Source organism: Phyllobacterium sp. RCAM01083 (assembly GCF_055685835.1).
Map to the genome: position 1 here is coordinate 135,625 of NZ_JBVFZN010000005.1, position 21,933 is coordinate 157,557.

Here is a 21,933-nt window from a genome sequence, read left to right on the forward strand (position 1 = left end):
TCAGGAAGCCAGCTGGATGAGGACCTTGCCGTCCTCGACTTTCACCGGATAGGTCTTCAGGTTGACGCAGACCGGCGCACCCTTGGCCTGGCCGGTCTTGTAGTTGAAGCGGCCATTGTGCTTGGGACACTCGATGATATCGTCCATGACGAGCCCGTCGGCCAGATGGATATGCTCATGGGTGCAAAGCCCGTCGGTGGCGAAGAATTCGTCATCGGGGCTGCGATAGATCGCAAAGGTCCGGCCCGCGTGGTCGAAACGCATGACATCCTCCTCGTCGATATCGTCCGCCGTGCAGGCCTCAATCCAGTCGCTCATGCTCTTTCCTCCCTTTGGCAGGAGCCGCGCAGGCCCTGCTATTGGTCTTGTTTGTAAGCTTTTTCTTACCAATTCTATTCCGCTGCAGCACGGGCATCCTCGCCGTGGAACTCCTCGCGGTAGGGTTTTGCCGTCAGCGGCAATTCACGCCTGAGGTAATAGTCTTCATTGCGCAGCTGGCGCAGGAAGGCGGGGATCATCTCGCGGTAGCCGTCGAGGATGGACGGATTGGGGGCGGGCAGGTCGTGCCTGATCATGGCATGCAGGCGTGGCAGCGCATGATAGGGCACCATGGGAAACATGTGATGCTCGACGTGATAATTCATGTTCCAGTAGATGAAGCGGCTGACGGGGTTCATCAGTACCGTGCGGCTGTTGAGGCGGTGATCGATGACATTGTCGGCAAGCCCGCCATGCTGGAGCAGGCCGGTCAGGACATGGTGCCACGCGCCATACAGGCGGGGCAGGCCGACCAGCATCAGCGGCAGGATCGAGCCTGTGTACACGGCCAGCGCAATGGCGGCGGCATAGATCGCCAGCCAGATGCGGGCGAAGCGCACGACCTTGTGCTGCTCCTGCGCGGGGATGAAGCTCTTTTCCTCGGCGCTGACAAACCCGGCGGCGTTGCGCAGCATATCCGCAACGGCATGCCATGCATCGAGAAGGCCGAAGAAATTCAGGAGGATGCGGACGAGATCGGGCGGGCGCATGACGGCAATCTCCGGGTCGCGGCCGACGATGACCGTGTCGGTGTGGTGACGCGCATGGCTCCAGCGCCAGGTCACCGGATTGCGCATGATCATGAAGCAGGCGATCTGATAGACCGTATCGTTCATCCAGCGGGTCTTGAAGGCGGTGCCGTGGCCGCATTCGTGCCAGCGCGAATCCGAAGCGGAACCGTAGAGCACGCCATAGGCGAGAAAGACGGGGATGCACCAGATCGTGCCCCAGAGAACAATGCCCAGCCCGGCAAGGACAACCATGCTGCCGAGCCAGATCGCCGTGTCGCGTATGGCCGGCCCGTCCTCGCGCTTCATCAGCTCCTTCATGGCCTTGCGCGGCACATCAGTGTGATACCACTCGGCGGCGGCCAGCCCGGTCTCGATGGCGCGCTGTGAATCGCGGCCAACGAGGCTGTAATCGCGTGATGCCGGTAATGCTGCGTCCATGGCAGGACCTCCCAATCCTTCGGCACACACTTCAAACACTGCGGCCCGATGGGAGAAGTGTAGCGATGGCAGGGGGCATGCTCAATTCGTGATGATAAAATCCTATCAATCTCCATCATCGGATGATACGGTTTCATGATAGAATCTATCATTCGAGACGATATGGCCAACAGACCGACAATTGCCGATCTTGCCCGGGTTTCCGGGGTCAGCGTGGCGACGGTGGACCGCGTGCTCAACAACCGCCTGCCCGTGCGCGAGGAAACGGCGCGGCGCGTCTATGACGCTGCCAACAGCATCGGCTATCACGCGGCGGGGCTGATCCGCCAGCGCATGCGGCAGGAACTGCCGGAATACAGGCTGGGTTTTCTCCTGCAGAAATCCGGCCAGCATTTTTATCAGGATTTTGCCCGCGAAATCGATCAGGCCGTGCATGCGGCGCCGCATTTCCGCGGCGTGCCGGTCGTCGACTTCTGCCCGTCGCTGGCACCGGAGGACATCATCGTCAAGCTGCGGTCTCTGGCCGGGCGCACCCAGTCGGTCGCGCTCGTCGCGCCGGACCATCCGTCGATCACGGTTGTGATCGAAGAACTGAAGGCGAGGGGCATTGCCGTTTTCTCCCTGCTGTCCGACTTTGCCGCTGGCGTGCGCGAGGGCTATGTCGGCCTGAACAACCGCAAGGCGGGACGCACGGCGGCCTGGATGATCGCCAAAACGACGCGCCGTCCGGGCAAGGTGGCGATCTTTGTGGGCAGTCACCGGTTTCAGGGGCATGAGCTGCGGGAAATCGGCTTCCGCTCGTTCTTTCGCGAAGAAGCGCCTGAGTTTACCGTGCTCGATACGCTGATCAATCTAGAGACACGGCAGATCACGCATGAAGCGATGCTCAATCTTTTGGAACACCATCCGGATCTGGCGGGGTGTTATGTTGCCGGCGGTGGGATGGAAGGGGCGATCGCAGCCCTGCGCGAGAGCATTCTGCCGGAGCCGCCGGTGATGATCTGCAATGAAATCACGCCGGAATCGCGCGCGGCGCTGGCTGACAATGTCGTCACGATGGCCATTGCCACCCCGCTGCCGCGTCTCTGCCGCGAGCTGGTGGAACTGATGGGCCATGTCATCGAAACCGGTGCGGCCAATACACCGGGACAAACCTTTCTGCCCTTCGATATTTATCTGCCTGAAAACATCTGAAACAGCCGAATCTATCAGAGATGATAGTTTCTGCGGCGTCAGGGCGATTGACTGACCGCTGAATGGAACAGATGTTTCGCGCGGCGCCGGCATTGTGCTGGCATTTCATTCCTGGGAGGTTTTCCGATGAGCGCGACGCGTTCCGCACCGGTTTTTGCAATCAATCACATGGTCACGCCGGCGTTGCGGCCGCAGGCTTTCTTCCAGCTGGCTCGCGCTATCGGCGTGCAGGACGTGGAAATCCGCAACGATCTCACCGGCAATGCCATCATCGACGGAACGCCGGCGGGCGATATTCGGGCGCAGGCGGCGGAGGCCGGAGTGAAGATCGCGACGATCAATGCGCTGCAGCGCTTCAATGAATGGACGCCCGGGCGCGAAAAGGAAGCCATTGAACTCGCCGATTATGCCAGGGATGCAGGCGCGGCGGCTCTCGTTCTGGTGCCGGTCAATGACGGGACCGGTCAGGAGGACGGCGCGCGGCAGAAGAGTCTGCGTGCGGCGCTGACAGCACTCAAGCCGATCCTGACGGCGCGGGGGCTTCTCGGGTTCGTCGAACCGCTCGGCTTTGAAATCTGTTCGCTGCGCTCAAAACGCGAGGCAGTCGAGGCCATCGAGGACATTGGCGGGCAGGACACGTTACGGATTGTTCACGACACCTTCCACCACCATCTCGCCGGGGAACCGGCGCTTTTCCCGCAATGGACCGGGCTGGTGCACATCTCGGGCGTGACCGATGCCGCCGTCTCCACAAGCGACATGCGCGACTCGCACCGCGTTCTCGTCGATGTGCAGGACCGTCTCGGCAACATCGCGCAGATCCGCGCACTTCTGGCCGGGGGCTATGCGGGGCTGTTCTCGTTCGAGCCGTTCGCCGAGGAGGTGCAGCGGTTGGACGATCCGGCTGGGGCGATCAGGGCAAGCATGACCGCGGTAAGGAATGGTCTTGCTCAATCCTGATCGTTGACGGCTGCCAAAAAGTGGGCGCCGGGGTGAGCCGGCGCCGGTTTTCAAGGTCAGAAATTTCATCACTCTACGGGATGATTTGCGCACCCGCGGGCGGTTTGGCTGTGGACTTGCTGTAATCGGCGTTTGGTCCTGAGGGTGGGACAAGACTGTCATCTTCACCCCATGCCGTTGGTGTCGCTGACAGCTTGAAGTTCAATTTGCCACCGTCCCTGATCTTGTCGAGGGGCAGCCACAGGCCTTGATAGGGTGTGTGATTGAGCGCCATTTCATTGATGTACCGGACATTGTCGAGCATTGCGTCCCTATCCGTTTTGATAAACAGCTTCTTGCCGTTGCCGAGCCAGACAGTTATGTCCGGGAATTGCGGTGTAGATACAGCCAGCCCGGGCGCAGAGGGAATGACCGGGTAGAGCCCAAGTGCCGCCCAGACGTACCACGCCGATGTCGCGCCCATGTCGTCATTGCCGGGCAATCCGCTAGGGTTAATGGAGAAGTTTTTGTTCATGATCACCGGGATGATGTACTGGGCATATTTTGGTGCAGCCGCCCAGTTGTAGGCCCATGGTGTCTGAAAGGCCGGTTCATTGCCGATGTAGTAACCAGCCGATGCTTCACCTCCGTTCAGGCTCTTTCCAGAAGGCTCTTGCTTTATGTTGCCGAATGCTGAGAGCGCGGGGATTGAAAACAGCGTATTCAACCTTGCAATGGCCGCATCCTTGCCGCCAAGCTTGCCGATGAGCGCGGTCCAGTCATGGGAAAATGCCCAGATGTAATTTTCCTCCGTCGATTCATGGAAACTGCCGTCCTGCCATTTGCCGGTCTTATCCTTGGCTCGCAGTTTCTTTTGGCCTGTATCAAAAATGTTCAGCCAGTTTGAGGCGCGTTTGAACAGAGCCTGGATGGTGTCCGGCTTGACACCTGCCGACGCGGGCAGACTGGCAAGGAAAGCAGCGGCGGACCGGTCGCTGGTTGTCATTTCAATAGTGGCAGAGGATGCGTGCCATTTTGCGGCTGCATCGGTAGCGATGTAGCCAAGTTTGAGATAGTCCGGCAAGGCGGGCAGACTGGCATTGCGCCCGACGCTGAGCTTGTCATTGCAGGCGCTTGTGGGATCGGACGTGGACTGTTCCATATATTTGCGTGCATTGGCCAGATCAAATTTCCGGGCCCCGAACATATAGGAGCCGGCAATGACATTGAGGGCATGATCGCCCTGCATGGGGATGGTGTCCTCGCTGCCATTCACCCAATGCGGAAATGCACCGCATTGCTGCGCGTCGGCAACGAGCGATTGCATCATCTCACTGGCCTCGTCAGGAGTGACAAGAGCCACCAGTTGCGCGGCGGAACGGTAGGTGTCCCACATGGAGAAGCCGGAGTAGTGCGTCTTGTAGCCGCTTTCCTTGCCGTCCAGCGTGAATTTGTAATTGGCCACGTTCTCGGTTGTGCGGTCAGGCAGAGTGTCGCTTTCCGGAAAAGGTGCCGTCTGTTTCATGCTGCGGTAGTCGCCGTTGACATCGCTGAAAACGGTGGGGCCGCTGTAAACGCGATAGAACGCCGTATAGAATTTCGTCAGATTGGTCTTGATAGTCGGCTGTTTGTCCGATGGAAGCTTCGCTTGTTCCTCCGCTTTCGCCAGACTGATCTGGATGGTATTGAGGCGCTTGTTCCAGATAGCGTCTGATTGCTGCCTGACAGTATCGAATATCCAGCCATTGTTTTCCGTTTCAAGATTCTTCCTGGCATTGTCAGCACTGACTGATGAAATGCCGATCTTGACCTGAACGGTTTTGTCCGTATCGGTGAGATTGAATTGCAGAGTGGCCGCACCGTCTTTGACCGAAGATGTGTCCTTCAAAGGTTTGTCAAAAGCGGCATGGAAATAGACGGGCTGATCCCATGTTCCGCCACAGAAGCTCCCGGCGAACGCCTTGCCGGAAATCGTTCTCCTATCCTCGCCCAAGGTGATTGTGGCAAGATTGGCAACGATGTTTTTGGCTTTTGGTTTTGCCCGGTTGTTGAGCGTGGCGTCAATGACGAGGAAAGCCTTGTCCTTGTCGGCGTAGGAGAAACGCGCCATGCCGGTTCTCGTCGTCGCGGTCAGTTCGCTGAGGATGTTGTTGAATTTGACCCGGTAGTAGCCGGGTTGCGCCGATTCATCGGCGTGGCTGTATCTTGCGCCGTTGCTCGATATCAGGCTGTTAATTTCCTGTGGCAGAATGGCCACCGCACCCTGACCGCGGCAGCCGGGGCCGTTGAGATGGGTCATGCTGAAATACTGAATTGCTCCATCGTCGTAATAATAGCCGCCTGATCCTCTGCCGAAGTCAGTTCCGCTTCCCTCTGTATCCGGCCCGAAGCTGACCATGCCGAACGGTGTCTGCGCGCCGGGATTGACATTGCCGGAATGATTGCTGCCTGATGGGGCCCCGCCACTGTCTGTAATGGTTGTGCCGATGAACGGATTGACAAACTGGGTCAGGGGCATATCCGTTCGTGGCTGCAAAAAATCAAGCGAGTCTTCAAACGCGATCAGGCGTGAATTGAAAGCTCTGATTTCACCGTTGCTGTTTCTCGTCAGCGCTTCAATCGCGATCGACAGACTGACGATTTGGTCTGTCAGCGCTGTTATCGATGCGGCATCGGCTTTGGTTTTCACCGTTTCCAGCAATTGCCGGATAGCATCATTCGTTGATGTTAGAGTGGCGCGGTCCGCGTCGAATTTGGTGCTGGCGGCAACCAGATCAGTCGTTGCTTTTTCAAGGTCACCGGCCAAATTCTGCAGGCGGGCCCGGTCCGCCGCCACCAGCGGGAAATTGGTCTGCAGCAGATCGATGCGCTGCCGCAGATTGTCTGCAAATTCTATCAGCGGGCTGAATCTGGACGAGCTGATGTCACCCAGTTTCAGTGCAAGCGCGGCTGCATCGTCTTCCGCCTGCGGCAGATTGAATCGCCGCAATTTGGTAAGGTCGTTTTCTGTCTTCGCGGCGGTTACGCCGGCTTCCAGAGTCTTCAGGGTTTGCTGGACCTCGCCAAGCGTTACTCGCAAAGCCGCAATGTCGGCATCGCCCTGAGCTTGTTTGACCTGTACTGCTTGGCTGATTGTGTCCGATGGTTGAGATACCTGCGTGTTCAGGTCCTTGGCTGCTCCATCGAATGTTCCTTGGGATGCCGCAGCGTCCTTGTCATCCGAGCCGGTACAACCCACCAATGCGACGCAGCTGAACAAGCCCGCAATAAGCGGTGCCTTTAGTCTCATAATGTCCTCCCAAAAATTTTTTGTCGTTGAAAATGGAATGCAGCTGCAAATGTCGCCGCCGCTGGCAAGCCTCGCCCAAATCGGTCCCTCCAAAGTCGATTTAAAACGATTGAAAGCGATGATTTTATCAATTCAGGATGCGGGTCAATTATCAATAAGTCTGAAGAATACCTGATGTGAAGGTAAAAACCGGCGTTGAACACAGGCAATCCGGTTGCGCAGCTGTGCAAAATTTACCCCTCAATTATTACCCGGTTTTCACGAACCCCGCTTGACGCCTTCTTGAGAAAATGGAATAAATATTTCAGAAACTGGATGCGACGGTTTTTATATTCCGTATGACAAGTCCAGAAAAGTTTGCGCGACGTTTCGCGCACTCTAGGGGCAGAGGCATCGCTGGCAGCAGGGGTTGCGTGGCTACGATGCCGACGTTCGCGGAGCTTCCGGATCAGGACGGTGTGGCCGGGCACCATGTGGAGGAGACGAAATGAAAAAACTGATATTGAGCGTGGCTGTTGCAGCCTTGATGAGCACGTCGGCATTGGCCGCCAATATTGGCGTGTCGATGGCGCAGTTCGACGACAACTTCCTGACGGTCCTGCGCAATGGTATGCAGGATTATGCCAAGACGCTGGATGGCGTGAAGCTGCAGGTGGAAGACGCGCAGAACGACGTTGCCAAGCAGCAGAGCCAGATCCAGAACTTTATCGCCTCGAAGGTCGATGCCATCATCGTCAATGCGGTGGATACGGACGCGACGGCCGCCATGTCGAAGCTGGCGACCGCAGCGGGCATTCCGCTGGTCTACGTCAACCGCGAGCCGGTCAACGTCAACGAACTGCCGGCAAAGCAGGCCTTTGTTGCATCCAACGAAGTCGAGTCCGGCACGCTGGAAACCAAGGAAGTCTGCAAGCTCCTGAAGGGCAAGGGCAAAGTCGTTGTCATGATGGGCGAGCTGTCCAACCAGGCGGCGCGCCAGCGCACGAAGGACATTCACGACGTGATCGCCACGGATGAATGCAAGGGCCTTACCATCGTCGAGGAGCAGACCGCCAACTGGTCGCGCACCCAGGGTGCCGACCTCATGACCAACTGGCTCTCCGCCGGTCTGGAATTCGATGCCGTCATTTCCAACAATGACGAAATGGCTATCGGCGCGATCCAGGCCCTCAAGGCCGCCGGACGCAAGATGGACACGGTTGTCGTGGCCGGTGTCGACGCGACGCAGGATGCGCTCGCTGCCATGGCTGCCGGTGATCTCCGCGTGACCGTGTTCCAGAATGCCGCCGGTCAGGGCAAGGGTGCGGTCGACGCCGCATTGAAGCTGTCGAAGGGCGAAAAGGTTGAGACCAAGGTCTATATTCCTTTCGAGCTGGTGACGCCGGACAATCTGTCGAAGTACCAGTCCAAGAACTAAGGCACCGCGCCTTGCATCGGAACGCGCCTCCGGGCGCGTTCCGGCCTTTGCTCAATGTCTCGGGAGGAGACGATTATGGCAGTCAGCCCAACAACGATGGCTGCGGTTCGCGCCAGTGGTGCGGTGCCGAACGCCGAATATCTGTTGAATGTCGAAAATATCCGCAAGGAATTTCCCGGCGTCCTGGCGCTGGACGATGTGTCGTTCCGCCTGAAGCGCGGGACAGTGCACGCGCTGATGGGCGAAAACGGCGCCGGCAAATCCACGCTGATGAAGATCCTGGCTGGAATATATGTTCCAGATCAGGGCGAGGTGTTTCTCAAGGGGCTGCCGATCCGGCTGAAATCGCCGCTCGATGCGCTGGAGAACGGCATTGCCATGATCCATCAGGAACTGAACCTGATGCCGTTCATGACGGTGGCCGAGAATATCTGGATCCGGCGCGAGCCGAAGAACATGTTCGGCTTTGTCGATCACGGCAAGATGTTCGCAATGACCGCCGAGCTGTTCAAGCGGCTGAACATCGCGCTTGATCCGGAAGCGCAGGTGCGGGACCTGAGCGTCGCCAACCGGCAGATGGTCGAGATCGCCAAGGCGGTGTCCTACGAATCCGATGTGCTGATCATGGATGAGCCGACCTCGGCGCTGACCGAGCGCGAGGTGGCGCATCTGTTCGAGATCATCCGCAGCCTGCGCAGCCAGGGCATCGGCATTGTCTACATCACCCACAAGATGAACGAGCTGTTCGAGATCGCCGATGAATTCTCGGTGTTCCGCGATGGCCGTTATATCGGCACGCATGCGTCCACCGACGTGACGCGCGACGACATCATCAAGATGATGGTCGGGCGCGAGATCACCCAGATGTTTCCGAAAGAGACCGTGCCGATCGGCGACGTCGTCCTCTCGGTGAAAGACCTCGCGCTGAAGAATGTGTTCAGCGGCGTTTCCTTCGATGTGCGGGCCGGTGAAATTCTCGGCATTGCGGGGCTGGTCGGGTCGGGCCGCTCCAATGTCGCCGAAACCATATTCGGCGTGACGCCCGCCACGACGGGCTCAATGACCATCAATGGCAAGCCGGTTGCCATCGCCTCGCCGAACCAGGCGATCCAGCATGGCATGGCCTTCATCACCGAAGACCGCAAGGAAACCGGCTGCCTGCTCATTCTCGACGTTTTGGAGAACATGCAGATCGCCGTGCTGCAGGACCGGTTCGTCAAATTCGGCTTTGTTTCGGAAAAGGGCATTGCCGCGGCCTGCAAGGTGATGAGCGACAAGCTGCGGGTCAAGACGCCCAATCTGCAGGAGCGGGTCGAAAATCTTTCCGGCGGCAATCAGCAGAAGGTGCTGATCGGCCGCTGGCTGCTGACCAATCCGAAAATTCTCATTCTCGATGAACCGACGCGCGGCATCGATGTCGGCGCCAAGGCGGAAATCCACCGCCTTGTCTCCGAACTCGCCAAGCAGGGTGTCGCCGTCATCATGATCTCGTCGGAAATGCCTGAGGTTCTCGGCATGAGCGACCGCATCATGGTGATGCACGAGGGCCGCGTCACCGGTTTCCTGGATCGGGAAGAGGCAACCCAGGTAAAAGTCATGGAGCTGGCTTCCAAGTGAAGCCGCTGCCGGACGGGGAGGAACTACAATGACAAGCGAACAAGCAACCGCAAAGGCAGCCGCACCGGCGGTCTCGAAGCAGGGGCGCCGGCTGCCGCCGGAGGTCAGCATCCTCCTGGTCCTGATCGGCATCGCTCTGATCTATGAAGTGCTCGGCTGGATTTTCGTCGGGCAGAGCTTTCTGATGAACCAGCAGCGCCTGACCATCATCATCCTGCAGGTGTCCGTCATCGGCATTATCGCTGTTGGCGTGACGCAGGTCATCATCACCGGCGGCATCGATCTGTCATCGGGCTCCGTTGTCGGTATGACGGCGATGATTGCCGCGAGTTTCGCGCAGGCCTCGACCTGGGCAAGGCCTGTCTATCCCAGCCTGACGGACCTGCCTTTCATCATCCCGCTGGCCATCGGTCTCGGTATCGGCCTGATCGCCGGTATTATCAACGGCGCGCTGATCGCACAGACCAAGATTCCGCCGTTCATCGCGACGCTCGGCATGATGGTGTCGGCGCGCGGCGTCGCCAAATGGTATACCAAGGGCTCGCCGGTTTCAGGGCTCACGGACCAGTTCAATTTCATCGGCACGGGCATCTGGCCGGTGGTGGTGTTCCTGGTCGTGGCGTTCATTTTCCATATCGCGCTGCGTTATACGCGCTACGGTAAATTCACCTATGCCATCGGCGCCAATGTTCAGGCGGCGCGCGTCTCCGGCATCAATGTCGAGCGGCACCTGATCAAGGTCTATGCCATCGCCGGCGTGCTGGCCGGTCTTGCGGGTATCGTCACCGCGGCTCGTGCTCAGACGGCGCAGTCGGGCATGGGCGTAACCTATGAGCTGGATGCGATTGCGGCTGCCGTCATCGGCGGCACCTCGCTGACCGGCGGCGTCGGGCGCATCACCGGCACGGTTATCGGCGCCATCATTCTCGGCGTGATGATTTCCGGGTTCACCTTCCTGCGGGTCGATGCCTATTACCAGGAGATCATCAAGGGCGTGATTATCGTTGCGGCTGTGGTCGTGGACGTCTATCGCCAGAAGAAGAGAAAAGTCTGAAACCAATCTGTAATGCCCGGAACCCATCCGGGCATCTTTCCAAGAGGTAATGAAATGACTGTACGCTTTGGCCTGCTCGGTGCGGGCCGTATCGGCAAGGTTCACGCAAAGGCCGTGATGTCCAACCCGCAGGCGAAACTTGTTGCGGTGGCGGATGCGTTTGAACAGGCGGCAAAGGATCTCTCCAGCGCCTATGGCTGTGAAATCCGCAGCATCGATGAGATCGAAAAGGCCGGGGATATCGATGCGGTCATCATCTGCACGCCGACCGATACGCATGCCGATCTGATCGAGCGCTTTGCCCGCGCCGGCAAGGCGATCTTCTGCGAAAAGCCGATTGATCTCAATGTGAAGCGCGTCGAGGAATGCCTTGCCGTCGTCGATGAAACCAAGGCCACCCTGATGGTCGGTTTCAACCGCCGCTTCGATCCGCATTTTGCCGCCGTGCGCAAGGCCATCGATGACGGTGCCGTTGGTACGGTCGAAATGGTGACGATCACCTCGCGTGATCCGGGTGCACCTCCAGCCGACTACATCACCCGTTCCGGCGGCATTTTCCGCGACATGACGATCCATGATTTCGACATGGCGCGCTTCCTGCTGGGCGAGGACCCGGTGGCCGTGACCGCCCATGCTTCGGTTCTGGTGGACAAGAAGATCGGTGAGCTCGGCGATTATGACAGCGTCAGCGTCATTCTCTCGACTGCCTCCGGCAAGCAGTGCGTCATCTCCAATTCGCGCCGCGCCACCTATGGCTATGACCAGCGCATTGAAGTGCATGGCTCCAAGGGCATGGTTGCCGCGGAGAACCAGCGTCCGGTGTCGATCGAAGTCGCCAATGGCAACGGCTATACCCGTCCGCCGCTGCATGATTTCTTCATGACCCGCTACACGGAAGCCTATGCCAACGAGATAGCCGCTTTCATCGATGCGATTGCAACGGGCGCCAAGGCCGCTCCGAGCGGCAAGGACGGCTTGATCGCGCTGGCGTTGGCCGATGCCGCCTTGCGGTCGGTCAAGGAAGGCAAGACGATCAGTCTCTGAGTTTCAATGAAAAACGCCCTGCCGGTGCGGTCACCGGCAGGGCGGTTATATGCAGGGTGGTCGTGCGTGGTTCGACAAGCTCACCATGAGGGAGAGCGAGGATTGCAGGGCGCACTATTCTGCAGCCTATCAGGTTGGCATTGCAGCCAAACCACCTCCCTCATGGTGAGCTTGTCGAACCACGCACCGCAAACCCGCAATCCACAGGGTGAAGAGGGAAATCCCCCTTACCGCACATCCACCCAGCGCTGTTCACTGAATGACCGGGCCATGGCGTGCACGGTGCGCTCGATCTCCAAACCGTCCTCAAACCCGATCAGATGCGCTGCCTCACCATCGATGCGCTTGATCAGTTCATGGCACTCGATGATCTTGAGGTCGTTGAAGCCGAGACCGTGGCCGGGAGCCGGGATGAAGCGGCCATAGGGATCGTGATGCGGCGCGGTCAGGATCGTCCGGTAGCCCTGTTCCGTTGGCCGGTCTGCCGTGACGTAGAGCTGGAATTCATTGGCGCGTTCCTGATCGAACAGGATCGAGCCTTTCGAGCCGAAAATCTGCAGGGCAATACGTCCCTTGCGACCCCAGGCGGAACGGTTGACCTGCAGCGTGCCAGCCACGCCGTTCTCCATATGCAGGAGCACGCTGGCGCTGTCATAGGTTTCAACTGCCTTCATGCCGCCGTCCTGCGTCCGGCGCTCGGCATAGGGTTTTGACATGTCGCACATGACCCGGCTGACCCGGCCAAACAGCGCCCAGAGCAGCGACAGGGGATGCACAGCAAAGTCGTCGAGCGCGCCATAACCTGACGTTGCAGCATGCTTCCAGTAGAACAGCGCGTCGGGATCGGCCATGAAATCCTCGTCCATCTCGATGCGCAGATGATTGACGTCGCCGATGATCTTTTCCGCCAGCAGCTGGCGGATATGGCGGATGGCCGGACCCTGGATGTAATTATAACCGAGCGCCGCAACCTTGCCGGACTGTTTCGCCGCAGCGGTCATGGCTTTCGCGTCGTCGAATGCCGGGGCCATGGGCTTTTCGCACCAGACGTGTTTGCCGGCCTGAAGCGCGGCCAGCGCCATTTCCGGATGAAACTGGTTGGGCGTGGTGATGGAGACGACGTCAACATCGGGATCGTTGATCACGGCGCGCCAGTCGCCCGACGCCTTGGCAAAGCCGAACTCGGCGGCACGCTGGCTGGCAAGCTCGGCATTGGCTTCACCGAGATGCACGAGACGGACCGGAGGGACATCACCGAAAACCGCACGGACGGAATTCCAGGCCAGGGCATGGCATTTGCCCATGAACCCGGTTCCGATCAGCCCTACACCCAGTGCGCGCGCATTCCCATGACCCGACATGTCTTCACTCCCACGACATTTGAGGATGTCTGCATCTCTTGCAGATGTTGATTGAAGTAATCTATAACGGATGAAAATGGAATAACTGATCCGTTTTGCGGAATGGATTATTTTGGTAGTCTCGCCATCCGTATCGCAAAACCAAGGGGAACGATTCGCAATGGGCAGCACGGCCACAGAAGCAACTCTGCCGCAGGACTTCGATGCCTTGCGCACGCTGATCCTGGATCGCCGTCAGCTCCTGCCCAAGCGGCTGGCACAGATCGCAGCCTATGCCCTCGGCAATCCCGATGAAATCGCCTTCGGCACGGCGGCAAGCATTGCCCAGTCGGCCGGCGTGCAGCCCTCCACGCTTATCCGCTTTGCCCAGCATCTGGGTTTTGACGGGTTTACCAGCCTGCAATCGGTGTTCCGCGAACGCCTGCGGGAGCGGCAGGGCTCGTATGAAGAACGGCTGTCGGGCCTGCGCGGCGATACGCCGGGCCTTTCCAAGAACCGCGTCATTCTCAATGGGTTCCTGTCGGCGGCCAGCCAATCCATCCAGACCATTTCCCGCAGCGCCGAGGAGGATGTGCTGGAGCGCGCGGTGGAAATTCTGGCGCATGCGGACACGATCTATCTCATCGCCCGCCGCCGGTCCTATCCGATCTCCGCCTATATGGCCTATGCCTTCGGCAAACTGAAAATCCGCAATCAGCTGATTGAATCGACGGCCGGTATCGACCCGGAAATCCTTTCCTTTGCCCGGTCGCAGGATGCAGCGATTGCCATCAGCTTTTCGCCCTATGCCTCGGCAACGGTCGAGCATGCGGCAGCGCTGGCAGCGCGCGGTGTGCCTGTCGTTGCCATCACCGACAGCGCGTTTTCGCCGCTGGCACAATCGGCCAGCGTCTGGTTCGAGGCGGCGGAAGGAGATTTCTCTGGATTCCGGTCTCTCTCCGGGACAATGGCGCTCGCCATGGCGTTGACTGTCAGCGTAGCGGAACGGCGCCGCAGCCTGTAACAGCGCCAAATGAAATGCGGGAAATCTAAAAAGAATATACATTCCATATTGACGATTTGATAGAATTATTATTTCATATGCAAAAATTCCCGGCCTGTTTTCAGCGGGATGGATCAGCATATCGGGAGGATCGTCATGGGCAGCGCTGCAACAGGCAAAAAGCTTGATGTCATCACAATTGGCCGCTCGTCGGTGGATCTCTACGGTCAGCAGATCGGCTCCCGCCTCGAGGATATCGCGTCCTTCGCCAAATCCGTCGGCGGCTGCCCGGCCAATATCGCCATCGGCACCGCCCGTCTCGGATTGCGCTCGGCACTTCTGAGCCGTGTTGGCGACGAGCAGATGGGCCGTTTCATCCGCGAGCAGATGCTGCGCGAAGGCGTGGCCGTCGATGGTGTCATCACCGATGCGGAACGGCTGTCGGCGCTGGTCATCCTGTCGGTCGAGAACGACAAGAGCTTTCCGCTGATCTTCTACCGCGAGAACTGCGCCGACATGGCGCTGAACGAGGACGATGTCGATCCGGAGTTCATCCGCTCGGCCCGCGCCGTGGTGGTGACGGGCACGCATTTTTCCAAGCCCAACACTGATGCCGCCCAACGCAAGGCGATCCGCCTGATCAAGGAAGCCGGCGGCAAGGTGGTGTTTGACATCGATTACCGGCCGAATCTCTGGGGGCTTGCCGGTCACGGGGCAGGCGACAGCCGCTATATCGCCTCCGATGCCGTGTCGCGCCATTTGAAGACGGTGCTGGCCGACTGCGACCTGATCGTCGGCACGGAAGAGGAAGTGCTGATCGCCTCCGGCGAGGCTGATCTGCTTGCGGCATTGAAGACCATCCGCGCGCTTTCCGCCCATGCCACCATCGTGCTCAAGCGCGGCCCGATGGGCTGCATCGTCTATGAGGGCGCCATATCCGACAATCTCGAAGACGGTATTGTCGGCAAGGGATTTCCCATCGAAGTGTTCAACGTGCTGGGCGCGGGCGACGCCTTCATGTCCGGCTTCCTGCGCGGCTGGCTCGGCGGCGAAAGCCTTGCCACGGCGGCGACCTGGGCCAATGCCTGCGGCGCCTTTGCGGTGTCGCGTCTCCTGTGCTCGCCGGAAATTCCGACATTCGAAGAGCTGCAGTTCTTCCTTGAACATGGCAGCCCGCAGCATGCCCTGCGCAAGGACGAGGCGATCAATCATGTGCACTGGGCAACCACGCGCCGCCATGACATTCCTTCGATGATGGCCTTTGCCATTGACCATCGCGTGCAGCTTGAGGACCTTTCCCAGAGGCTTGGCGCGGATATCGGCCGGGTGCAGGCATTCAAGGAACTGGCCGTCAAGGCCGCCGCACGGGTTGCGGATGGCCGCAGCGGTTATGGCATGCTGCTCGATGAAAAGTTCGGGCGCGAGGCGATGTTCGAATTTGCCCGGCACAATTTCGACTGGCTTGGCCGCCCGGTCGAACTGCCGGGCTCGCGCCCGCTGCGGTTTGAATTCTCGCAGGATATCGGGTCGCAGCTGGCGGAATGGCCGGTGGATCATTGCATCAAGTGCCTGTGCTTCTATCATCCGGACGATCCGGCTGAACTGAAGGCGGAACAGCAGGCCAAGCTGCGCGCCCTGTTCGAGGCGGCGCGCAAGGTCGGACGCGAACTGCTGATCGAGATCATTGCCGGAAAGCACGGGGTGCTCGACGACATGACCATTCCGCGGGCGCTGGAAGAGCTCTACGCGCTTGGCATCAAGCCGGACTGGTGGAAGCTGGAGCCGCAGGCTTCGGCCGCCGCATGGAAGAAGATCGAGGCGGTGATCGAAAAGAACGATCCGTGGTGCCGTGGTGTCGTCCTGCTCGGGCTGGAAGCGCCGCAGGATGAGCTGGAAGCAGCCTTCGCTGCCACCGCAAACGCCCCTGTCGTCAAGGGCTTTGCAGTTGGACGCACCATTTTCATGGACGCCGCCGAACAATGGCTGGCGGGAAAGATATCCGATGAGGCGGCGATTGCCGATATGGCGGATCGTTTCGAAAAATTGACCAGGGCATGGCTTGCCAGCCGCAAGCAACAAGCGGCATAGCATCAGGCCGGGAGGAGATTGACATGACCAAGACGATACGCCTGACGATGGCGCAGGCATTGACGCGTTTCCTTGCCAGCCAGATGACCGTGATCGATGGCCGGAAGGTGCCGGTGTTTGCCGGTGTCTGGGCGATTTTCGGCCACGGCAACGTGGCGGGTCTCGGCGAGGCGCTGTATCAGGTGCGCGACGAACTGCCGACCTACCGCGCCCACAACGAGCAGGCCATGGCGCATGCGGCCATCGCCTTTGCCAAGGCCAGTTTCCGCCGCCGCATGATGGCGGTGACGAGTTCCGTCGGACCGGGCGCGACCAATATGGTCACCGCGGCAGCGCTTGCCCATGTCAACCGCCTGCCGCTGCTGCTTTTGCCCGGTGATGTCTTTGCCAACCGTATTCCCGATCCGGTTCTGCAGCAGGTGGAAAGTTTTGGTGACGGCACGGTTTCGGCCAATGATTGCTTCCGCCCCGTCTCGCGCTATTTCGACCGGATCACCCGGCCCGAACAGATCATTCCGGCACTCGCCCGCACCATGGCGGTGCTGACCGATCCGGCCGAGTGCGGCCCGGTGACGCTGGCGCTGTGCCAGGATGTGCAGGCGGAAGCCTATGACTATCCGGAAAGTTTTTTCGACGAACGCGTTTGGACGACGCGCCGCCCGCGCCCAGACCGCGGGGAACTGGCTGCCGCCGTCGAACTGCTCAAATCCGCGAAAAAGCCGCTGGTCATTGCCGGCGGTGGCGTCATCTATTCGCAGGCATCGAACGAGCTGACAGCCTTCGTGGAAGCGACAGGTATTCCCGTCTGCGAAACGCAGGGCGGCAAGTCCTCCCTGCCTGACAACCATCCCCTGAACATGGCGGCCATCGGCGTGACCGGCACATCGGCGGCCAACCGTCTGGCGGAAGAGGCGGATGTCATTCTGGCCGTCGGCACGCGCCTGCAGGATTTCACCACCGGTTCCTGGGCGCTGTTCCGCAATGGCGGCAAGAAGTTCATCGGGCTGAACGTGCAGGCTTTCGATGCGGGCAAGCACCGCGCAGCGGCTCTCGTTGCCGATGCGCGGGAAGGGCTGCTGGAACTGGCTGCCGCGACCGCCGGTTACAAGGCACCCGTGAGCTGGACCGAAAATGCCAAACAGGGCAAGGCCGAGTGGCAGAAGGCCGCCGCCGAGGTCACCGGACCGACGAATGCGGTCCTGCCGTCGGATGCGCAGGTGATCGGTGCCGTGCAGCGGACCATGGGCAGCGCGGCGACCGTCCTGCATGCGGCGGGCGGGTTGCCGGGAGAAATGCACAAGCTGTGGCAGGCGGGAGCACCGGGCTCCTATCACGCCGAATACGGCTTCTCCTGCATGGGCTACGAGATCGCGGGCGGCCTCGGGGCAAAGATGGCCAAGCCGGATGACGAGGTGGTCGTGATGATCGGCGACGGTTCCTATCTGATGCTGAATTCGGAGATCGCCACTTCGGTGATGCTGGGCCAGAGGATCACTATTGTCCTGCTCGACAATCGCGGATTCGGCTGCATCAACCGGCTGCAGATGGGCACAGGCGGGGCGAACTTCAACAACCTCTTGAAAGACTCGCGCCACGAGGTTCTGCCTGACGTCGATTTTGCCGGCCATGCAAAAAGCCTTGGTGCCATTTCTGAGAAGGTTGCATCGATTGCGGAACTGGAATCTGCACTTGCACGCGCTAAACACAACGACCGGACCACGGTTGTCGTCATCGACACGGACCCGCTTGTTTCCACCGATGCCGGCGGCACCTGGTGGGATGTGGCTGTGCCCGAGGTCAGCCAGCGCCCGCAGGTCAATGCCGCGCGCAAATCCTATGAAGAGAAGCTGAAACTGCAGCGCGTCGGCGATTAACCCGATTTGTAGATAAATAGTGCGTGGTTCGACAAGCTCACCATGAGGGACGTAGATGATGACAGGAAGTCATATTCTGCAATCTTTGCGATTGGTGCTGCAGTCAACTCACCTCCCTCATGGTGAGCTTGTCGAACCACGCACCCCGCACACAACAACTGAAGGAAGACAAGAATGATCCGTATCGGGGCGAACCCAATCGGCTGGTCCAATGACGACATGCTCGAAATCGGCGGCAATATCCCTCTGGAAACCTGTCTGGAACAGGCGAAGGCCGCCGGGTTCACCGGCATGGAGCTGGGCAACAAGTTTCCGCGCACGGCGGACAAGCTGCGCCCGATCCTCGATGCGTTCGGACATAGTCTTGTCAGCGGCTGGTACTCGACCGAGCTGCTGGTGCGTGACGTGGATGCCGAACTGAAGGCTGTTGTCGGCCATGCCACGCTGCTGAAGGACATGGGCTGCAAAGTCCTCATCGCGGCCGAGACGTCGAACGCCATTCACTCCAACAAGGATCTGCCGCTGTCGGCCCGTCCGGTTCTGGAAAAGTCGGCATGGGCTGAATTCGGCAAGCGTTACACCGCCTTTGCCGAAGCGGTGAAGCAGACCTATGGCCTGCAGGTGGTCTATCATCACCACATGGGCACCGTGGTGCAGACCGAATCCGAGATCGACCGGTTCATGCAGGTAACGGGCGACGCGGTGCATCTGCTGCTCGACACCGGCCATGCCACCTGGGGTGGCGGCGATCCGGCACGTCTCGCCCGCCACCATAAGGCGCGTATCAGCCATGTGCATTGCAAGGATATCCGCGAAGCCGTGATGTGGCAGTCCAACCGCGAAGACTGGTCCTTCCTCGATTCCGTCCTTGCCGGCGTTTACACGGTTCCCGGCGACGGCATGATCGACTATGTTCGTGTTCTCAAGGAACTCCAGGGCTATAGCGGCTGGGTGGTTGTCGAGGCAGAGCAGGACCCTGTGAAGGCTGATCCAGCCGTCTATTCCAAGCTTGGCCATGCCAATCTCAGCCGCTTCATCAAAGAGGCAGGATTGGTTTGACCAGCGATTCCAAGCATCCGTTCTTTCGTCCCCTGTGGCGGCGTATCGCCGTCGTGGCCTTCTGCGTGGCATGGGCCATTTTCGAGTTCGTCACGGGCACACCGTTCTGGGGGACGATAGCGCTTGGTTTCGCCGGTTATGGCGTCTGGCAGTTTTTCATCGCTTTTGACCCATCCGAACCGGCCAAGCCGGCGGATGCGGACGGGAAAGAGGAATAGAACCATGTCGAAATTGTTGCTCAAGGCGAAAACCGGCACCGGCCGCGTGGCGCATGTCACACCGGAAACCGCCGGCTGGACCTATGTCGGCTTCGACCTCAATCGCGCTGCGCCCGGGCAGACCATTGCCGGGCGCAGCGGCGACACGGAAGTATGTCTTGTCTTCGTGACGGGCAAGGGATTTGCACAGGTGAACGGCCACGATCTCGGTTTGCTGGGCGCGCGCATGTCGCCGTTCGAGGGCAAGCCGTGGTCGGTCTACATGCCCGCCAATTGCGACTGGTCGGTGGTGGCTGATACGGCTGTCGAACTTGCCGTCTGCTCGGCGCCAAGCCTTGGCGGCGATCTGCCGGTGCGCGTGATCGCGCCTGATGATCTCGGCCAGGAAACACGCGGCAAGGGCACCAACACGCGCTATGTCACCAACATCCTGCCGGAAAGCGAACCGGCGGATTCACTGCTCGTGGTCGAGGTGATCACGCCGGGCGGACACACATCGAGCTATCCGCCGCACAAGCACGATCAGGACAACCTGCCGGCGGAATCCTGTCTGGAGGAAACCTATTACCACAGGCTCAATCCGCGCCAAGGTTTTGCCTTCCAGCGGGTCTATACGGATGACCGGTCACTGGATGAGGCGATGGCGATCGAGGATGGCGACGTGGTCATGGTGCCCAAGGGCTATCATCCCTGCGCTGCCTGCCATGGCTATGACCTTTATTATCTCAATGTCATGGCTGGTCCCAAGCGCACGTGGAAATTCCACAACGCGCCCGAGCATGAATGGCTGATGAAGTAGGCTGGGATTGCAATATTATGGTGCGTGGTTCGACAAGCTCACCATGAGGGAGGTATGCGGGCTGCAAAGCTAAAGTGATAGGCAGTAGAATATGGCGCCCTGCAATCCTCAACATCCCTCATGGTGAGCTTGTCGAACCACGCACTGTCAGTCCTGCAGCGGCTACAATCTACCACCGCAGAATGAAGCGGCCGGCAATCGCGCCGATCAGGCTGGAGGAAATCACACCGAGCGTGTACCAGATGGCGATGAACGGCATGGCGCTTTCATCGCAGTGGAACGAGTAGATGAGCGCTGCAATCGACCCCGCCGCAAGGCCCGCTGCGATCCCGGCAACCGTGGGCCGCGTCGGCGCCAGGCCGCGCAGCACCCAGAAGGCGCCGAACAGCAGCGGCAGCGACAGCACCACGATGTTGAAGGTACAGACCGTAATCGTGTGCCCCTTCATCATGTTGGCGTAGTGATCGCGCGGCGACATGGCGAGCTGGGCGAAGGCAAGCATGCAGATGAGGGCAATGGCGACCGCCATCACGGCAAGGCTGATGCGGATGCTGCCAAGCGGGTAGGCAATGCGCTTGACGGCCCAGGCGCCGCCCACGGCAAGCGCGAGCGTATAGGTGAACTTGACCCAGAAGGCCATGGTCCCCGCCGCGGTCATCAGGTCCGGGCGCATGCCCAGCCACGACCACATGAGAACGGCGGAGGCGACCGAGCTGATGCCAAGGCCGATGCCGATCCGCCGCAGCACGGCTTTGCGCGATACCGGCGTCAATTCGCTGGCGAGACGCTCGATCAGATCATTTGTCGTCATCGGCTGCCTGTCCTCTCAACTTCGCGGCTATGGCCTTCAATCCCCTGTGAATGCTGACCTTCACGAGCGATTCGGAAAGGCCGGTGCTTCGGGCCGCTTCCGCGATCGACTGCCCTTCTATTTTGGTCCGGTAAATCAGATCCCGTGATTTTTCCGGTATGGTCTGCAACAGCCTGTCCACATCCATGCGGTCTGCGGCGGCGTCTGAATTGTCCTGCAGAAACAGGTCTTCCACATCGTCCAGCGGCACGGTTGCCCGGATGCGGTTGCGCCGGAAATGATCGATCAGCTTGTAGCGCGCAATCGCATGCAGCCACGCGGTGAAGGGCCGATCCGGCTCATAGGTCTGCCGCCGCGTGTGCAGGGCGAGCAGTGTTTCCTGCACCAGATCGTCCGCGTCGCCGCGGCGGGCATCGGCCAGACGGCGCAGAAAATACCGGCGCAAAAGCTTGGCCACCTCATCGAGCAGCACACGATAGCTCTGCGCGTCGCCCGCAAGGCTTGCGAGCATCAGTTCCTTCAAACGCGCTTCGACCGAATGCACCCTGGTTCATTCCTTTATTCGCAGCAACGGCGAAAAGGTTACAGATGCGCCGATCATATCGACAGCGGTTACCGCATGCCAGTGGCCGCTGGCCGAACTTTTCGATCACCAATCCGTGATCGGTGTAACCAAATTCCAGCTTCCGGCGAATTGCCT

Annotated in this window: 19 protein-coding genes; 13 read left to right on the forward strand and 6 right to left on the reverse strand. The window is 59.7% G+C overall.

Going from position 1 to position 21,933, the window contains the following annotated elements:
• Together ACZ25R_RS07380 and ACZ25R_RS07385 are read right to left on the reverse strand one after the other, a co-directional pair.
• Positions 1 to 318 carry a MocE family 2Fe-2S type ferredoxin gene (locus tag ACZ25R_RS07380; protein ID WP_403184044.1) on the reverse strand — a complete coding sequence of 106 codons (318 nt, stop codon included), beginning with the start codon at positions 316 to 318 and terminating at the stop codon, positions 1 to 3.
• A 74-nt stretch (positions 319 to 392) separates the two neighbouring features.
• Complete coding sequence (locus ACZ25R_RS07385) at positions 393 to 1,487, reverse strand: fatty acid desaturase family protein (RefSeq protein ID WP_472460595.1); 1,095 nt, start codon at positions 1,485 to 1,487, stop codon at positions 393 to 395.
• A 162-nt stretch (positions 1,488 to 1,649) separates the two neighbouring features.
• Between ACZ25R_RS07385 and ACZ25R_RS07390 the strand changes: the two genes are divergently transcribed.
• Positions 1,650 to 2,681 (forward strand): LacI family DNA-binding transcriptional regulator, encoded by a 1,032-nt coding sequence (locus tag ACZ25R_RS07390; RefSeq protein ID WP_472460596.1) that lies wholly within the window; start codon positions 1,650 to 1,652, stop codon positions 2,679 to 2,681.
• A 126-nt stretch (positions 2,682 to 2,807) separates the two neighbouring features.
• Positions 2,808 to 3,641, forward strand: a complete 834-nt coding sequence (locus ACZ25R_RS07395) for a TIM barrel protein (RefSeq protein WP_472460597.1) — start codon at positions 2,808 to 2,810, stop codon at positions 3,639 to 3,641.
• A gap of 73 nt (positions 3,642 to 3,714) precedes the next feature.
• On the opposite strand, the gene ACZ25R_RS07400 is transcribed toward ACZ25R_RS07395, so the two are convergent.
• Positions 3,715 to 6,909, reverse strand: a complete 3,195-nt coding sequence (locus ACZ25R_RS07400; RefSeq protein ID WP_472460598.1) for a GH92 family glycosyl hydrolase — start codon at positions 6,907 to 6,909, stop codon at positions 3,715 to 3,717.
• Positions 6,910 to 6,946: 37 nt separating this feature from the next.
• Between ACZ25R_RS07400 and ACZ25R_RS07405 the strand changes: the two genes are divergently transcribed.
• From ACZ25R_RS07405 to iolG, 5 genes are all read left to right on the forward strand, one after another.
• Positions 6,947 to 7,084 (forward strand): hypothetical protein, encoded by a 138-nt coding sequence (locus ACZ25R_RS07405; protein ID WP_464661406.1) that lies wholly within the window; start codon positions 6,947 to 6,949, stop codon positions 7,082 to 7,084.
• Between the two features lie 312 nt (positions 7,085 to 7,396).
• Positions 7,397 to 8,326, forward strand: a complete 930-nt coding sequence (locus ACZ25R_RS07410; RefSeq protein ID WP_223612491.1) for a sugar ABC transporter substrate-binding protein — start codon at positions 7,397 to 7,399, stop codon at positions 8,324 to 8,326.
• 75 nt (positions 8,327 to 8,401) lie between these two features.
• Entirely contained in the window at positions 8,402 to 9,943 is a 1,542-nt protein-coding gene (locus tag ACZ25R_RS07415; RefSeq protein ID WP_472460599.1) for a sugar ABC transporter ATP-binding protein, read from the forward strand.
• Positions 9,944 to 9,971: 28 nt separating this feature from the next.
• A complete protein-coding gene (locus ACZ25R_RS07420; protein ID WP_346307380.1) occupies positions 9,972 to 10,997 on the forward strand; it encodes an ABC transporter permease in 1,026 nt (341 codons plus the stop codon).
• A gap of 54 nt (positions 10,998 to 11,051) precedes the next feature.
• A complete protein-coding gene (iolG, locus tag ACZ25R_RS07425) occupies positions 11,052 to 12,041 on the forward strand; it encodes an inositol 2-dehydrogenase (protein WP_472460600.1) in 990 nt (329 codons plus the stop codon).
• Between the two features lie 227 nt (positions 12,042 to 12,268).
• On the opposite strand, the gene ACZ25R_RS07430 is transcribed toward iolG, so the two are convergent.
• Positions 12,269 to 13,402 (reverse strand): Gfo/Idh/MocA family protein, encoded by a 1,134-nt coding sequence (locus ACZ25R_RS07430; protein WP_472460601.1) that lies wholly within the window; start codon positions 13,400 to 13,402, stop codon positions 12,269 to 12,271.
• Between the two features lie 160 nt (positions 13,403 to 13,562).
• On the opposite strand from ACZ25R_RS07430, the gene ACZ25R_RS07435 reads away from it, so the two are divergent.
• From ACZ25R_RS07435 to iolB, 6 genes are all read left to right on the forward strand, one after another.
• A complete protein-coding gene (locus ACZ25R_RS07435) occupies positions 13,563 to 14,405 on the forward strand; it encodes a MurR/RpiR family transcriptional regulator (protein WP_472460602.1) in 843 nt (280 codons plus the stop codon).
• Positions 14,406 to 14,540: 135 nt separating this feature from the next.
• Positions 14,541 to 16,472: a bifunctional 5-dehydro-2-deoxygluconokinase/5-dehydro-2-deoxyphosphogluconate aldolase gene (locus ACZ25R_RS07440; RefSeq protein WP_472460603.1), complete on the forward strand. Its 1,932-nt coding sequence runs from the start codon at positions 14,541 to 14,543 to the stop codon at positions 16,470 to 16,472.
• 23 nt (positions 16,473 to 16,495) lie between these two features.
• On the forward strand, positions 16,496 to 18,346 hold the full coding sequence (gene iolD / locus ACZ25R_RS07445) for a 3D-(3,5/4)-trihydroxycyclohexane-1,2-dione acylhydrolase (decyclizing) (RefSeq protein WP_472460604.1): 1,851 nt from the start codon (positions 16,496 to 16,498) through the stop codon (positions 18,344 to 18,346).
• Positions 18,347 to 18,520: 174 nt separating this feature from the next.
• Positions 18,521 to 19,405 carry a myo-inosose-2 dehydratase gene (iolE, locus tag ACZ25R_RS07450; protein WP_426137185.1) on the forward strand — a complete coding sequence of 295 codons (885 nt, stop codon included), beginning with the start codon at positions 18,521 to 18,523 and terminating at the stop codon, positions 19,403 to 19,405.
• Positions 19,402 to 19,623, forward strand: coding sequence for a DUF3329 domain-containing protein (locus tag ACZ25R_RS07455; RefSeq protein WP_403184014.1), 222 nt, complete (start codon positions 19,402 to 19,404; stop codon positions 19,621 to 19,623). The genes iolE and ACZ25R_RS07455 overlap by 4 nt, the downstream gene beginning before the upstream one ends.
• A gap of 4 nt (positions 19,624 to 19,627) precedes the next feature.
• Entirely contained in the window at positions 19,628 to 20,422 is a 795-nt protein-coding gene (iolB, locus tag ACZ25R_RS07460) for a 5-deoxy-glucuronate isomerase (protein ID WP_472460605.1), read from the forward strand.
• A gap of 169 nt (positions 20,423 to 20,591) precedes the next feature.
• On the opposite strand, the gene ACZ25R_RS07465 is transcribed toward iolB, so the two are convergent.
• Positions 20,592 to 21,233 (reverse strand): NrsF family protein, encoded by a 642-nt coding sequence (locus ACZ25R_RS07465; RefSeq protein ID WP_472460606.1) that lies wholly within the window; start codon positions 21,231 to 21,233, stop codon positions 20,592 to 20,594.
• Positions 21,220 to 21,777, reverse strand: coding sequence for a sigma-70 family RNA polymerase sigma factor (locus ACZ25R_RS07470; RefSeq protein WP_472460607.1), 558 nt, complete (start codon positions 21,775 to 21,777; stop codon positions 21,220 to 21,222). The genes ACZ25R_RS07465 and ACZ25R_RS07470 overlap by 14 nt, the downstream gene beginning before the upstream one ends.
• Between the last annotated feature and the right edge of the window lie 156 nt (positions 21,778 to 21,933).

Excerpts from the sequence above, each read along its gene's own strand:
- ACZ25R_RS07405 (WP_464661406.1), top strand. The coding sequence starts at position 6,947 with ATGCAGCTGCAAATGTCGCCGCCGCTGGCAAGCCTCGCCCAAATCGGT.
- iolB (WP_472460605.1), top strand. The coding sequence starts at position 19,628 with ATGTCGAAATTGTTGCTCAAGGCGAAAACCGGCACCGGCCGCGTGGCG.
- ACZ25R_RS07390 (WP_472460596.1), top strand. The coding sequence starts at position 1,650 with ATGGCCAACAGACCGACAATTGCCGATCTTGCCCGGGTTTCCGGGGTC.
- ACZ25R_RS07385 (WP_472460595.1), bottom strand. The coding sequence starts at position 1,487 with ATGGACGCAGCATTACCGGCATCACGCGATTACAGCCTCGTTGGCCGC.
- ACZ25R_RS07380 (WP_403184044.1), bottom strand. The coding sequence starts at position 318 with ATGAGCGACTGGATTGAGGCCTGCACGGCGGACGATATCGACGAGGAG.
- ACZ25R_RS07465 (WP_472460606.1), bottom strand. The coding sequence starts at position 21,233 with ATGACGACAAATGATCTGATCGAGCGTCTCGCCAGCGAATTGACGCCG.
- iolG (WP_472460600.1), top strand. The coding sequence starts at position 11,052 with ATGACTGTACGCTTTGGCCTGCTCGGTGCGGGCCGTATCGGCAAGGTT.
- ACZ25R_RS07395 (WP_472460597.1), top strand. The coding sequence starts at position 2,808 with ATGAGCGCGACGCGTTCCGCACCGGTTTTTGCAATCAATCACATGGTC.
- iolD (WP_472460604.1), top strand. The coding sequence starts at position 16,496 with ATGACCAAGACGATACGCCTGACGATGGCGCAGGCATTGACGCGTTTC.
- ACZ25R_RS07410 (WP_223612491.1), top strand. The coding sequence starts at position 7,397 with ATGAAAAAACTGATATTGAGCGTGGCTGTTGCAGCCTTGATGAGCACG.
- iolE (WP_426137185.1), top strand. The coding sequence starts at position 18,521 with ATGATCCGTATCGGGGCGAACCCAATCGGCTGGTCCAATGACGACATG.
- ACZ25R_RS07415 (WP_472460599.1), top strand. The coding sequence starts at position 8,402 with ATGGCAGTCAGCCCAACAACGATGGCTGCGGTTCGCGCCAGTGGTGCG.
- ACZ25R_RS07435 (WP_472460602.1), top strand. The coding sequence starts at position 13,563 with ATGGGCAGCACGGCCACAGAAGCAACTCTGCCGCAGGACTTCGATGCC.
- ACZ25R_RS07430 (WP_472460601.1), bottom strand. The coding sequence starts at position 13,402 with ATGTCGGGTCATGGGAATGCGCGCGCACTGGGTGTAGGGCTGATCGGA.
- ACZ25R_RS07420 (WP_346307380.1), top strand. The coding sequence starts at position 9,972 with ATGACAAGCGAACAAGCAACCGCAAAGGCAGCCGCACCGGCGGTCTCG.
- ACZ25R_RS07400 (WP_472460598.1), bottom strand. The coding sequence starts at position 6,909 with ATGAGACTAAAGGCACCGCTTATTGCGGGCTTGTTCAGCTGCGTCGCA.
- ACZ25R_RS07440 (WP_472460603.1), top strand. The coding sequence starts at position 14,541 with ATGGGCAGCGCTGCAACAGGCAAAAAGCTTGATGTCATCACAATTGGC.